We start from the raw sequence: 14,752 nt of genomic DNA, 5'->3' as shown, positions 1-14,752 counted from the left end.
CTCCTAGTTAGTAATGGAATTGCTTACGGCCTGTTCTTTGTCCGCCCTTCCGCCAATCCCGCGCAGCAGCAGCAACATATGCGCCGCGATGCCGAGTCCGCTGATCAGGGCTAGTAATCCAAGCGTACCGGACTGCCAATCGCCCGCCCATTGCAGCACGATATACAAAGTGCCTGTGCTGCACACATGAGCCGCAAGCGACCCCCAAAGCGAATACGACCCGGCGCGAACGGCGCCGTATACGATCGCACCTAGCGCCGCAAATGCGCCGACCGTCACATTCATAAATACCGTTCCGAACAATACGGCCTGGAGCAGAACTGTCCACGGAACCGAAAGACGTTGACGCAGCGTATGGAACAGCATTCCTCGGAAAAGCCATTCTTCCAGCAAAGACCCCAGCAGCAAGCTGCCGAACACAAAAATGATCAGGCTGCCGCCAGCGACAAAAGCGACCAAATCCGAAATGGGAGGAAAGGTCGCTTTTACCCACGGAAGACGGGTAAAAGCGCTGATAAACAAGCCGAGCCAGACGCCTGTCCCGGCGGAAAGCAGCAAAGATCCGGCCCGCGCAGGAACTAATCCTAAATCCTTCAGCGAAATTTTTTGCCAGCGAAGCAGTGGAATATAGACGGCAAGCACGATGATATTGGATACAATCAGCACAATGCCGGAATTGCCTTTGATCCAGTCTTTCAGCCCGGGATCGCCGACCCAGTTGTAGAGGACTTGATTGACAAGCATCACGACCGCCGCATAAATGACCAAATATAAGACGGTATTTCCCGCTATTCGCAGTCCCTTCACAATGGCGTCACCGCCTCGGAAGACAGCGTCGAGGAGATCGAAGTGCGATGCTTGACCGCAAGGAATATGCCAACCGCAATCATGGCGGCCGCCACAGCCATCACAACCGACATGACGGTGACGTCCGTCGTCTCCGGCCCGTAATGCCAAAGCAGGTATTGGCTGCCCTGACAGGCGACTTGCGCGGCAATCGGCGCCCAAATTGATTTAAACCAGACATACAAGAGCGCAAATATAACCGCGCCGAGAAAACCGTACAGCGACAGCGGAATGTCTCCGAAAAAGAACAACGCCCCATACAACACGCCCTGAATCACAATTGCGATCCAAACCGGGAGTACGCGTCTGAACTCATTCATCAGAATGCCTCTGAACAACGTCTCCTTGTAAATATTTCCGAGAATCAGGAAAACCAGAAATACATACCATTCCGCGCGGTTCAGGTAATCAAACAATTCGCGGAACTGGTACTTGTCCGATGCAATGGCGGGAAGACGGGAGAATGCGACCGTAAACAGGCCGGCTCCAAGCCCGATCCATAAAGCGATCGCTACTGATTTGCCGCCCATCACGCGAAACTTAGCCGCCTTAAACAGATTTTCTTTGAATAAAAGCCTCCAGGCCAGCAGCATGAGCGGCAAACCCACCATATCGTTCAAAATAATGACGGTTACCGTGTTCTGTTCAAACCACGTGCTTTTGGGGTACACATAACCGAAAAATAATGTCGTTACGGTAAAAAACCATGCAAAATACAGGCCGATAACAACAGCCACGCGAGCCAGCATCATTCCCCACGCCTTCATGCGGTCAGCCCCCCTTTTGTGCTGCTGACGGCGTGTCAGCCGTCAGAGCTTGACCGGCGCGTGCGCCGATGCCGCCGCTGCCAGAGGTCCGCCAGACATAGACGGTACCTCCAATCAACGCAGCCAGACAGAGCGCTGTAATAATATACAGCGAAACATCGCCCAGCTTGCCAAACCATTCGTAGAACCCGATGTATTTAAACAGAAAGATTGTGCCCATGGTCGTATTCTGTACCAGAATAGGCGCCCACAGCGACCCGGTGCGCAGATACAGTGACCCGTAAATCAGGCCCGAACCGATGCTGATGACCGAAAGCGCCAGGCTCGGCTGGAAGTAGGCGTATGCTGCGGCTTGCAGCACCAGGGCCACATATACCGGCATAACCCTGCGAAGCTCGCTGAAAATGAGACCCCTGAACAATATTTCTTCAAAGGCCGGGCCGATCAAACCGGCGCCCAGAATGACATACCAGATCGAATCCCCCCTGATCGTATCGTTGACAAGCGCGGGAATGGACGGAAATTGCCGCGCAATATCGTCAATGACGATCAGGCCGATACTGAACAAACTTCCGGCAAGACCCAAGCCAATCATTAACAAGACGCGTGAGGCTTTCAGCCGTTTAAAGCCCGACGCGCGAAACAGATTTTTTTCCGCATGGGGCCATATCCATCCTTTGATACGAAAGATGAGCAAATAAACAAGCGTAATCAACGTGAACAGAACAGCCATAAACATGGCTGGATTGCGATCCAGAAACTTGGCGAAGGACAGCGTCACTTCGTAATTGTAAGTAGAGCGAAGCAGATAGAGCAGCGCATAAAAGACCCCGAGATAAAGAGCGATATTACCTATCATGATCAACACTTTTTTCACAGGAATGCCCCTTTCTTCCTTCTATCAGATGTATTCTCAGGGTCAGGCTAAGCCCGCCTTGGCCCATGCTACGTCCCCGATTCGGCGCTTCCTATTGCGACGCGATATTGCTCGACCACGCTTGACAGCAGCTCCAGATAAGCGGAAGCCCAATCCAGCACCGCTTCCTTGCTGAGGCGCCGGGCGTCGTACGTCCATACCCCGCCAAGCTCTGGCACTTCCGCCCCTCGTGGTGCGGCAGCGGCAGCAGCACCACTCATATACAGCACAACATCGAATCGTTCCAATAGCGCCTCCCGCTCCTTGAACCCGTGCAACGCTGCTCCTGCAAATAATGGGAACAAGGCAAATCCGGCTTCGGCTTGCGGCTGCTTTCTGATTTGCCGCGGGCTATAACATTCTCCCGCGTTCACCCGTTTGGCAGCATGCCGCAGCAGCGTATCGAAATCCCGCACCTCCCCAAAGTCGATTTCCTTCGGAGCAATCAGCCCGTTGTCCGTCATTGCCGGAAGCACAAGCCGGTCCATGCCGGACTTGCCGCGCCAGAAGTATAGATATACGGCATACGCCGCGGCTTCGACCGTTACCGAGCGGGATGCCGCAAGTTCCGTAAGTCCTTCCGATACCAGCGTGTCCAGTTGGAACTGAACGCTGCCGATACGCTCTGCGGCATAACCATTGCAGACGCAGTCGTCTGCCACCGACAGACCGCTCCAGCTCCAGCTGGCGAGCTCCCGATTTCTCGACTCCAGATAAGCCGCAAGCGATGCGATCGTCGGGTAGGTGAACAAATCCGTTACGCCCAGTGCGCCGGGATACAACTCCTCCAGCCGTTGATGCACCCGCACCAGCAGCAGCGATTCTCCCCCAACATCGAAGAAACGATGATGGATGCCGAAGTCATCTCTTTTCAGAATTTCATGCCATACGGTGGCAATCGCCAGTTCAATATCGCTTGCCGCTTCGACAAACGGAGTGGCCCTACCCGCCGCCAGCTCCGGCTCCGGCTCCGGCAGCGCCTTCCGGTCGGTTTTGCCGTTTGGAGACAGGGGCATGGCTGGCAGTTCCACCACGGCCTGCGGAACCATATAATCCGGCAGGCGCAGCGCTGCAAAATCCCGCAGTTCCTGATGGTCTACAGGTTCTGAGCCAACGATGTACGCGCATAAATATTCGCTTCCGCTTGTGGCGTCCCGCTTAATAACCACCGCTTCCGAGACCGCCGGATGACCGAGCAGCACATGCTCGATTTCCCCACATTCAATGCGCTGGCCCCTTATTTTTACCTGATGGTCGATTCGACCTAAATATTCGATCGTTCCGTCAGGCAGCCATCTGGCAAGGTCTCCTGTCCGATACATCAGACTACCTGCCGCAAATGGATTATCGACGAACTTTTCTTCCGTCAAATCGGGCCGGCTGATATACCCCCGCGCAAGGCCCGCGCCGGATATGCACAGTTCCCCGGCAATGCCGACAGGCTGGAGCTTCATCGATTCGCTCACGATATAAAGCGAGATGTTGTCGATCGGCTTGCCAATCGGTATATTGATCGGAATATCGTTGATCGAATTATCGTCGTCAGAGCAATCGTAATAGGAAACGTCAACCGTCGCCTCGGTCGGGCCGTACAAGTTCACAAGCCTGGCATTGAACGGAACTCCGATCCGCTCGCGGAACCTCCGCACCTGATCCGCAGTCAGCGCTTCGCCGCTGGCGAACACATGACGCAGGCTCTCCAGCCTGGCATCGCCGCGCAGCAAGCCGGGATCCTCCAAGAACAGGTGCAGCATGGACGGCACAAAATGCATCGTCGTTACGCCATGCCGCGCGATTGTATCCATCATAAGCGCGGGGTCCTTTTCGCCGCCCGGAGGCAGCAGGACTAGCTTGGCTCCCGCAAAGCTCCACCAGAACAGCTCCCAGACCGATACATCAAAAGTAATCGGCGTTTTCTGCATAACGACTCCGCTTGCGTCCAGTCCGTATTGCTTCTGCATCCAGCCGATCCGGTTGACGACGGAATGATGCTCGATCATGACGCCTTTCGGCTGTCCGGTCGATCCCGAAGTATACAGCACGTAAGCAAGCGAACGTGAATCATGCAGCTTCTCTACAGGGAAGTCGTCCCGCTCCTGCGTCATCACCTCATGAACGTCCGTAAATGGCAGAGACGTCTCCAGACCTTCCGGGGCTTTGCCCTTCGTCAAGACAAGCTTGGCTCCGGAATTCTCCAGCATGTAGCGGATTCGATCGGGCGGCAAGCTCGGCGTAACAGGCACATAAGCTCCGCCCGCCTTCAGCACGCCAAAGATTGAAATCATCATCTCCAGACTGCGATCCATCACGACGGCCACGCGCTCCTCGCGCTTGATGCCTTGCTTTCTGAGCGTCTGCGCCATCTGGTTCGACCTCCGGTTTAATTCCGCATACGTCAATGCTCCGTTCTCCGCCGCAACCGCAACCGCCTGTGGCGTTTCCGCCGCTTGCCTTTCGAGGTAAACCTCTACCGTATCGCCGTTTGCATACGGCGCTGCCGTGCGATTGAACGCTTCGCTCTGCTTCTGTGCCTCTGCGGCGCCCTGCAGCCCGATCCCTCCGAGCGGTCGCCCCGGCTCCGCCAGTGCAAGGCCGACAATACGGAAATACCATTCCGCCATTCTGCGTATGCTGTCTTCCTTAAACAGCGCCGCCCTATATTCGATTGTCAAAGCTGCGCCTTTTGCGCCATGATCCGCAATCTCAAACGTCAAGTCCAGCTTCGATACGCGATTGTCCGGAACTTGCACCTCGAATTGCAAGGCGTCCGCCGCCGTCTGTCCGGCCTCCATATGCTGCATCACAAATATCGTGTCAAACAGCGGATTGCGGCTCAGGTCACGCGGCACATCCAGCATTGTCACCATATGCTCAAACGGGAGCAAGCTGTTGTCCAGCGCCGCAAGCGCAATTTCTTTGAGCTGCTCGGCGAACGCTCTGAACGGCAGTTCGCCGGATGGCTGGCTTCGAATCGGCAGCGTATTGACAAACATGCCGATTAGAGACTCGGTTGCGGGATGGAAGCGGCCTGCGATCGGCGTGCCGACAATAAGATCGTCTTGCCCCGTCATCAGATGCAATAACGTATGGTAGGCGGTAAGCCATATATGGAATGGCGTAACGCCCCATTGCTCTGCCGCCGCCGAGGTCCCCTCGACAAGCTCCGCCGGAATCGGCAGAGCAAGCTTGGCACCTTCGAAGCTTTGTTCAGGGGGACGCGGATAATCGATCGGCAGTTGCAGCACAGGAAGCGTACCCGCTAGCTGGAACGCCCAATATTGCTCCTGCTGCTCTCTCGCCTCCGAAGCCATCCAATCCTGCTGCCAAACGGCGGCATCCTTATAGTGAATGGGCAGCGGCTGCAAGGAGCCCCCACGATACAGCTGCTCGAAATCGCGCGCCATCACATTCATGGACACGCCGTCGGCGACGATGTGGTGAATGTCCAGCAGCAGCGTATGCCGACTTTCGCCGTCCGTCGCGAGAAACGCCCGAATTAGCGGAGCCTTTCGCAAATCGAACGGGCGGACGACCGCACGCGCAAATGTATTCAAATCTGCCGCATCCGTCAAGGCATGGACGGCGAGTTCAAACGAAACCCGCTCATGGACATGCTGCACCGGCTTGCCATCTGCCCAGTCAAAGCTGGTGCGCAGCGGTTCATGGCGGTCAATCAGCCCTTGAATCGCCTCGCGAAGCCTGTCCTGATCAAGCTTGCCCGTCAGATTCAGAGCAAGCGGAAGATTGTAGGCCGTGCTGTCCTGATAAAGCTGCTGCAGCACAAACAGCCTGTTCTGCGCGAGCGACAACGGGTAGAACGACCGGCTTTCCGCCCGGGCAATAACCACGGCCCGCTTGGGAGCCGCGTTGTCGATGCGGGCCGCCATTTCTTTCAGCAGGGGAGCGTCGAACACATCCTTCATCGCAAACGCCGCTCCATAACGCTGTTCAATCAAGCCCGCAAGCTGCGCGGCTCGCAAGGAATGGCCGCCCAATTGGAAGAAATGGGCTTCTCTCCCGATCGCCGCCAGGTCGCCCGACCCGCTTGCGGCCAGACCGAGCACCTCTCGCCAAAGCTCGGCCAGCCGCTGCTCCGTCGGTGTATTCGGCGCCTCGCCGCCTGCCGCAGCTTCAGCGAACCGGGGCTGCGGCAGGCGGCTGCGGTCGGCTTTGCCGCTCGGGCTTAGCGGAAACGCTTCCATAGCAATGAAATACGAAGGAATCATATACTCCGGCAGCAGTTCCTTAAGTGTAGCCCGAAGGCTCGCTTCCTCCGGCGCCTCCCCTTCCGCTGTCACTAGATATGCGCAAAGAGCTGGCTCTCCGGCATGGTCCGTCACTGCCGTCACCACGGCATCGCGAACTTCCGCCTGTAAGAGCAGTGCGTGCTCGATCTCGCCGCATTCGATGCGGAGACCGCGCAGCTTGACCTGATGGTCAAAGCGTCCCAAATATTCAATATTACCGTCCGGTAGCCACCTTGCGCGATCGCCGGTACGGTACAGCTTATCTCCTGCGGTAAACGGATTCTTAACAAAGCTTTGCTCCGTCAAATCCGGCCTGTTGCGATATCCGCGCGCAAGACCGGCACCCGCGATGCACAGCTCGCCGGACACGCCGATCGGCTGCGGTCTCATCCGCTCGTCCACAATGTAGAGCCGGATATTATGGATTGGCTTGCCGATCGGAATCGTACCCGCCCCAGCGTCCGGGCAATCGTAATAGCTGACATCGACCGTCGCTTCCGTCGGGCCGTACAGATTAATGAGCCGGCACCCTCCGCCGCTGCGCTCCATCTGGCTGTAAAAACCTGTGACATGCGCGGGCTTGAGCGCTTCGCCGCTCGTAAATACGTATCGCAGGGAACAAAGCTCGCCGCCTCTGCCACTGTCCGCCGCATAGGGCAAAAAGACGCCCAGCATAGACGGCACAAAATGCATAACCGTAATCGCCTGCTCCTTAATCGTATGCAGCATGACCGACGGTTCCTTCTCCCCACCGGGCTCCAGCAAATAAAGCGAAGCGCCAGCAAAGCTCCACCAGAACAACTCCCATACGGAAACGTCGAACGTAATCGGCGTCTTTTGCAAAATAACGTCGCGCTCATTCAGCGGATAAGCCGTCTGCATCCAGTTCAGTCGGTTGATCGCCGCGCGGTGCTCCACCATAACGCCTTTGGGTTTGCCGGTGGAGCCTGACGTATAAATGACATACGCCAAATGCTCGGGGCCCGCTTGAGGCGACAGGTCCGTTTCTTCCTCGACCTTCGGCAGCTCCGAAACGGCGGCAGCCGCAAGCGCGTCCAGATCGAGCGCTTCTCCATGGAAGGCCGGGAGCGTATGAATCCACTTGGTCCCCGCCAGAAGAAGCCTGGCCCCGCTATCCTCCAGAATACCGCGGATCCGCTCGTGTGGATGCTCTGGGTCGATCGGCAAATAGGCCCCTCCCGCCTTGAGCACCGCTATGATCGCAATCATCATGGACAACGAGCGCTGAGCGGCAATCGGCACAATCGTTTCGACCGCAACCCCCTTGCCTCTTAGCACGGCAGCCATGCGTTCGGCGCGGTCATTCAGCTCCCCGTACGTCAGCGATCCTTCGGCAGACCGCACCGCCGGGAGGTCCGGCCACCGCCGTGCGGACTCCGCGAACCATCCGTGAATCGTCTTCTCCGCCGGGTACGAATGTCCCGTATCATTCCATGCCGCAAAGGCGGCTTCTTCGTCAGGCGTCGCCATGGCGACGTCGCCGCAGTTCAAATCGGGGCTGGCGACCGTTTGCTCCAAAATGTAAAGCAGCCGCGCTGCCAATCGCTCCATCGTGTCTTTATGGAACAATCCCGTATTGTACTCCAGCTCCGCCCGCAGACCGCCTTCGCCATCGCTGTACAGATCAAGCTTGAAGTCCAGCTTGGATGTTCCGTGGCTGACGGGCAAAGGCTCCATGCTCCAGCCGTCGCCGCGCGCCGCCAGCTTCTCGTCTTCAAACTGGTTGTGAACGATCAGCATCGTATCGAACAGCGGGTTGCGCGACGGGTCATGCGGATACCGAGCCGCTTCCATCATCTGCTCGAAGCTGACATCGCCATGCTCGTATGCGGCAAGCAGACGCCCATGTGTCTCACCGACAAACGCCAGGATCGGCAGCTCGTCCGCCACCCGCATCCGAATCGGCAGAAACTGGTTGAACATGCCGATCATCCGGGCCGTGTCCGGATGCGTCCGGCCTGCCGCCAAAGAACCGATTGCAAATTCCGACTGATGCGTCGTTCCCTTGAGCAACAGCGCGTAAGCCACAAAAAGCAGGCTGTTCATGCTCGCTCCGGCGCTTGCGGCCGTCTCTTTCAGCCGTGCCGCGAGTGCCGCGGGAATTTGGAAGGTATACGTATCGCCCGCAAATGTCTGACGGTCGCCGCGTGGCCGATCCAGCGGCATATCGAGCGGCGCCGTAGGCTCTGCAAGCTGCTCCGTCCAAAACGCTTGGCTTGCCCTGGCCCGCTCCGAGCCGGACTGTCGCTCCTGCCAAACGGCATAATCCTTGTAATGCAAAGCCAAAGGCGCAAGTTCCGCGCCGTCGATCAAAGCGGTCAACTCCTCCAAGAGCAGCTTGACGGATATACCGTCCGCCGCGATATGGTGGATGTTGAGCAGGAGATAGGCCTCCGCTCCCTCCGATTCGGGCCGGCAATAACATGCGGCGAGCAGCGGCGCTGCGGCAAGCTCAAGCGGCCGGAAAAACTCGCTCAAGCATTCCGGAAGCGCCGTCTCCGCGAGCTCCGCCGTTTGCAGAACAAAGGCGGCCGAATCGTGCACGATCTGGGCCGGAACGCCGTCAATCCAATGATAGGAGGTCCGCAGCGGCTCATGCCGTTCGATCAACTTCCGAAGCGCCGGTTCGATTCTGGTCTCACCCACCGCGCCCGACAGTTTAAGCGCAAGCGGAATATGGTAGGTTAGTCCGATATCAGCCATGCTTTCCGCCAAAAACATGCGCCGCTGCGGCGGGCTGAGCGGATAGGATGCGGCTTTCGGCGCGTCCGCAACAGGTTCGTACGCTTCCTTGGCAGCCCTGTCAATCCAGGATGCTTGCTCTCTGACCGTCGGCAGTTTGAAAATTTCCTGAAGCGGCATACGCACCCGGCACTGCTTGTAGATTGCCGAGGTCAATGCGGCCGCCTTCAGGGAATGGCCGCCATGCTCAAAGAAATGGTCAAGCGCGCCAACTTGCTCCGCATGAAGTACTTCTTGCCACAATCTTGCGACGATGATCTCCGTTTCTGTGGCGGGCGCTTCATAAGAGATTGCGCGCTCCGGCGCAGGCAGACGTTTTTTGTCCACCTTGCCGTTAGCGTTTAGCGGCAGTTTCTCTAACTGCACAAACGCGGCGGGAATCATAAATGCCGGCAGCTTGCCAGTCAGTTGGCTCCGAACGCTTGCCCGCCCTTCGGTTTGCTCCGCAACGATATAAGCGCATAAATACGGCGCGCCGTCATTCTCGATCAGCGCCACAAACGCTTCCTTGACGCCCGCGCAATCCAGCAGCCTGCTTTCGATTTCGCCCAATTCAATCCGGTAACCCCGCAGCTTGACCTGGCTGTCGATCCGGTCCAGAAACTCCAAATTCCCGTCAGGCAGGCGGCGCACCAGGTCGCCGGTCCCGTACACAGTTTCGCCTTCCCGGAATGGATGCGGCCTAAACTTCGAAGCCGTCTGTTCCGGCAAATTCACATAGCCGGATGCGACACCTTCGCCCGCAATCCACAGCTCGCCCGGCACCCAGTCGGGCTGCAATCGGCCCTGCTCATTCAGCACCAGCGTTTCCGAACGCGCGATCGGCGTGCCGATCGGTAGGGTGGCCGTTCCTCGTCCGTCCCATGTCTCTGTGACCCTGTAGCAGGTAGCGAACACCGTCGTTTCCGTAGGGCCGTAGACATGCAGCAGCACGCCCGATCCAAGCGCGCGGAGCGCTTTGCGGATATGCGGTACGGAAGCCCGCTCTCCGCCAAATAAAATATGGCGCACGCCGCGCAGCGACTCCAGCCCATGATCGACCAGCGTATTGAACAGCGCCGTCGTCACAAAGAATACGGTAATGCCTCTGCCCTCAATCAGCTCGGCCAGTCGCACAACGTCGGCAACCTCTTCCTCTCCGACCAGCGTCAGCTTCGCGCCGTTCAACAGCGCTCCGTACAAATCGAACGTTGAACCGTCAAAGGCATAGTTGGAAAGCTGCAACAGCGCATCGTTTTCCGAAATGCTTACATAATCGGTATGGACAGCAATCCGGGACACATTGCGATGCGTGGTCATAATCCCTTTCGGCTTGCCCGTCGATCCGGACGTGTACATGATATAAGCGAGATCGTCTGCCGAGCCATCAAAGTCCAGATTATGGCCGGACTCGCCGTCCCATCTTGTATCGAGTCCATCCATGTCGACGACATCTATGCTGTCTCCGGCAAGCCGTGCGACCATCTCCATCATCGCAGCCGCAGTCACGATCACCCGCGCTTCTGTATCCTGCAGCATAAACAAAATCCGTTCTTCGGGATATTGCGGGTCAATCGGCACATAGACCGCTCCCGCTTTCAGCACAGCCAATATCGCCGTAATCATATCGGGCGAACGCAAGAGCAGCAGAGCCACCTTTGCCCCCGGCGCAACGCCGCGCCGCACAAGCGCGCGCGCGAACCGATTGGCACGTTCGTTCAGCTCGCCGTAGGTATACGCCCTCTCGCCCATTTCAACGGCAATCTTCTGCGGTGTCTCCACCGCTTGCCGTTCAAACAGCCTGTGCAGCGACAGCTCCTGCGGCGGTGCGGCGAATGAACGTCCACGCCGGAGCAGCCGTTCCCGCTCTTGCGCATCGATGGGTTCAAGCTCGCCAAGCGCCGCATGCGGCTGCGCGGCGACTGCCCGGGCCAGCGCTACATAATGCCGAGCCAATTGTCGGGCGGCACGCTCATCGTACAAATCCAGCGCATACTCCAGCGTAAATGCGATACTAACGCCGTTATCCGCGCACTCCCAAGTCAGGTCAAACTTGGCCGAGCCGCTGTCCATCGCTTGGGGTGCATAAACGACATTCTTGCCCCGCCATTCGGGCAGCTCCATATTTTGCAGCGTAAACACCGAATCAATCAGCGGATTCCGCCCATATTCCCGTTTCACATTCGCCAACTCGGCTATTTCTTCATAAGGCACATCCCCATTGCCGATAGCCGCAAGCGCCTCCCCATTGACCTGCATCAGCCATTGATCGAAGCGCAAATCGCTTTGCCCGCGCAGGCGGATCGGAACCATGTTGACGAACATCCCGACTACGCTTTGCAGCTCCGGCCGCCCCCGTCTCGCAGCTGCTGTGCCGACAACGATGTCGGATTCGCCCGTATATTTCGCCAGCAGCACATAATAAATCGAAAGCAGGACGGTGTATAATGTTACGCCCTCACGTCTAGCTAACGCCCGCAGCGATAAGGCAAGCTCCGGCTCCAGCTCGAAGCGCTCAATTGCCCCGCGGTAGCTTGGCTTCTGCGGCCTTGGACGGGGGGACGGAAGCGCCGGAGACAGCACACCATCCCGAAAGATTTCATGCCAATAAAGCTTCTGACGCTCTAGCCAGCCGCCGCTTCGGCCCGTTTCCTCCCACAGCGCTATATCCCCGCTATGAATGGACAACGGCTCCGGCGCGTTCCCCTCATAAAACCTCGTAAGATCGGACATCAAAATGCCCATCGACGTTCCGTCCGTAATGATATGATGCATATCCAGCAGCAGCACACTTGACTCACGCTCAAGCAGCACAAGCTCCATGCGCAGCAGCGGTGCTTGCTCCAGATCAAACGGCTGCAGGAAGCTGCGCTGCCGCATCGTCAGCACAGACGCCGGCCAGCTGCTTCCGTCAACGACGGCAAGCGGAGGCTCAACCGCCTGCTCAATGCGCTGCATCACATTGCCATCTTCCATATAAAAGGACGTCCGCAGCGCCGGATGCCGCTCAATCAGCGCCTGCCACGCCGCGCGGAATCGTTCAATATCGAGCGGGCCCTTCACCTGGACCGCAAACGGCAGATTGTAGCCCAGCAGCCCCGGATTCAGCTCTTCCAAAATGAACAGTCGCTTTTGCGTCGAGGTCGCCGGATAAACCGTCCGCTCCTCTGCTTTGGACACCAGCGGAGGGACGGCGGCGGCTGTTCCTTCGCCCTCCTGGGCCTTTTGCTCCAGCAAAGCGGCCAGCGAACCCACCGTATCATGCAAAAACAGCTCGGTAAGGGTAAGCTCGACGCCAAACGTCTCTTGCAGCCTGGCGGCGGCATAAGCCGCCTTGAGCGAATTGCCTCCTTGTTCGAGAAAGCTGTCCTTCCGGCCTATGGAATCCTTTTTCAACACCTCGCGCCAGATGGTCATGATCCGCTCTTCCGTCTCCATGGCTGGCTCCAAGCCGACATCCCCGCGCAAGGCATCGCCGCCTTCCGCATCACACCGCTTAAGCGTGGCCGCCGCTTCCAGCTCAGCCAACTCGGCAAGCGTTTCGGCAAACTCGCCTTCGCGCAGCGCTTCCGCCAATACGTAGCGCCTGATTTTACCGGAGGTCGTTTTCGGAATTCGCCGAATGGGGACAATAAAAGCAACGTCCAGACCGGCCGATCTGTTCAGCAGTTTTTTCACCTCAGCCATCAGCGGTACAAATCCGCCGGTCTTGCCGCGATGCTGAATAAAAACGGCGATCGCATCCCGTTTGGTCGTCAGATCCTGAACGGCGGCAATTGCCGTTTTCCCGATTTCGGCCCCTTTCAGGCTACTGATCAACGTCTCTAGGTCATGCGGATACACATTTTGCCCGTTGACGAAAATGACGTCCTTCATGCGGCCCGTCACATATAAACGCCCTTCCAGCAAGAAACCCAAATCTCCCGTATTCAGCCAACCGTCCGGGAAAATCGTTTGCTTGTTTACATTGGGCCGCTTATAGTAGCCGCTTGTAACGTTGCGGCCTCTAATATGAATCAAGCCTACGCTGCCTGCTGCCGAAGGGTTTCCCGTTTCGTCGCAAATGCGCACCTCGCACTCTTGTACGGGGAAACCCAGCTCGACGATCTCGATCGCGGCATGATCCCCGTGCGCGGCCATTCGTACAGGCTGTCCGACAGCGAGCGATTGGCGCTCAAGCAGGGCGGTATTCAGGTGATCTTCCGTCCCCGGGAACGTCACGGCCAGACTTGCTTCCGCAAGCCCATACACCGGGAAAATGCAATTCCCCTTTAACCCGTACGGCTTCATCGCCTCCAGAAAATCGCGGCAATGGGCGGCTGATATCGGTTCGGCCCCGTTAAAAATCAACCTGACGCAAGATAAATCCCATGCCGCCGCCCCTTCCGGCTTCCAATGCTGCAGAAAATGTACATAGCCGAAATTCGGCGAAGAGAGGCATGTCACCCGATGCTTATGCGTAAGTTCCAGCCATTTCATCGGATGAAGCACAAACGTCGAGGTTGGCAAGTGCAACTGATTCATGCCGCAAAACAGGGGCGAAAGATGAAAACCGATGAGTCCCATATCATGCGTCAATGGCAGCCAGCTTAGCGAAGAATCCCTCTCCGTCGACTGCGCCCCAAGGATAATGGCGCGCATGTTCGACAGAATATTGCCGTGCGTTAATACGACCCCCTTCGGATCTCCGGTAGAACCTGATGTAAACTGGATGAATGCGGTGTCCGTCTCGGCTGCGTCATATGACTCAGCCTCGGGCCGAACTGCATCCGCAGCCGCTGCAAATATCTCAGAAACCGGCACGCTACCGGACTCGAGCTGGGCCAGCGCCTCCGCCTCCCCGTGCTTCAAAGCGTAGCCTTGAATTCCCGGCCAAAGCTCCTCATCACAGAGCAATCTCGGAGCTTCCAACTGCTTGCATACCTGGATCAGCTTTTTGTGTCCTTCGTCCGTACGCGCCGCCGTCACAGGTACAGGGACAATGCCGCCGAGCACGCAAGCCCAGAATAGAAGGATAAACCGTTCGTTATCTTCCGTCTGCATAACGGCAAAGTCGCCTGGCTCAAGGCCCTGCTCGCGCAGCAGATGGAGCGCCCTTCCGGCCAATACAAGTAATTGGCCATACGACAAGTAACGCTCCTGACCGCTTTCGCAAAATAAAATTCCCGCATCGTTTTCCTTGCGCGCCAGCAATACGCCGGACAAATTACGGATGGTTCTCATAGTCGGCAGCC

4 protein-coding genes are annotated in these 14,752 nt (G+C 57.4%); all 4 read right to left on the bottom strand.

What is annotated here, in order from left to right:
- Positions 1 to 3 precede the first annotated feature (3 nt).
- Positions 4 to 807, bottom strand: coding sequence for a CPBP family glutamic-type intramembrane protease (locus tag AB4124_RS17390; protein ID WP_441973646.1), 804 nt, complete (start codon positions 805 to 807; stop codon positions 4 to 6).
- Positions 804 to 1,613, bottom strand: a complete 810-nt coding sequence (locus AB4124_RS17385; RefSeq protein WP_441973645.1) for a CPBP family intramembrane glutamic endopeptidase — start codon at positions 1,611 to 1,613, stop codon at positions 804 to 806. The genes AB4124_RS17390 and AB4124_RS17385 overlap by 4 nt, the downstream gene beginning before the upstream one ends.
- 4 nt (positions 1,614 to 1,617) lie before the next feature.
- Positions 1,618 to 2,490 (bottom strand): CPBP family intramembrane glutamic endopeptidase, encoded by an 873-nt coding sequence (locus AB4124_RS17380; RefSeq protein ID WP_339264939.1) that lies wholly within the window; start codon positions 2,488 to 2,490, stop codon positions 1,618 to 1,620.
- 68 nt (positions 2,491 to 2,558) lie between these two features.
- A complete protein-coding gene (locus AB4124_RS17375; RefSeq protein ID WP_441973644.1) occupies positions 2,559 to 14,741 on the bottom strand; it encodes an amino acid adenylation domain-containing protein in 12,183 nt (4,060 codons plus the stop codon).
- Positions 14,742 to 14,752: the final 11 nt, after the last annotated feature.

Origin of the sequence: Paenibacillus sp. 2KB_20 (assembly GCF_052115765.1) — a bacterium.
In the GTDB taxonomy this organism is placed as follows: Bacteria; Bacillota; Bacilli; order Paenibacillales; family Paenibacillaceae; genus Paenibacillus_AQ.
The sequence above is the reverse complement of the archived record's forward strand: the minus strand, read 5'-3'. Positions and strand labels throughout refer to the sequence as shown.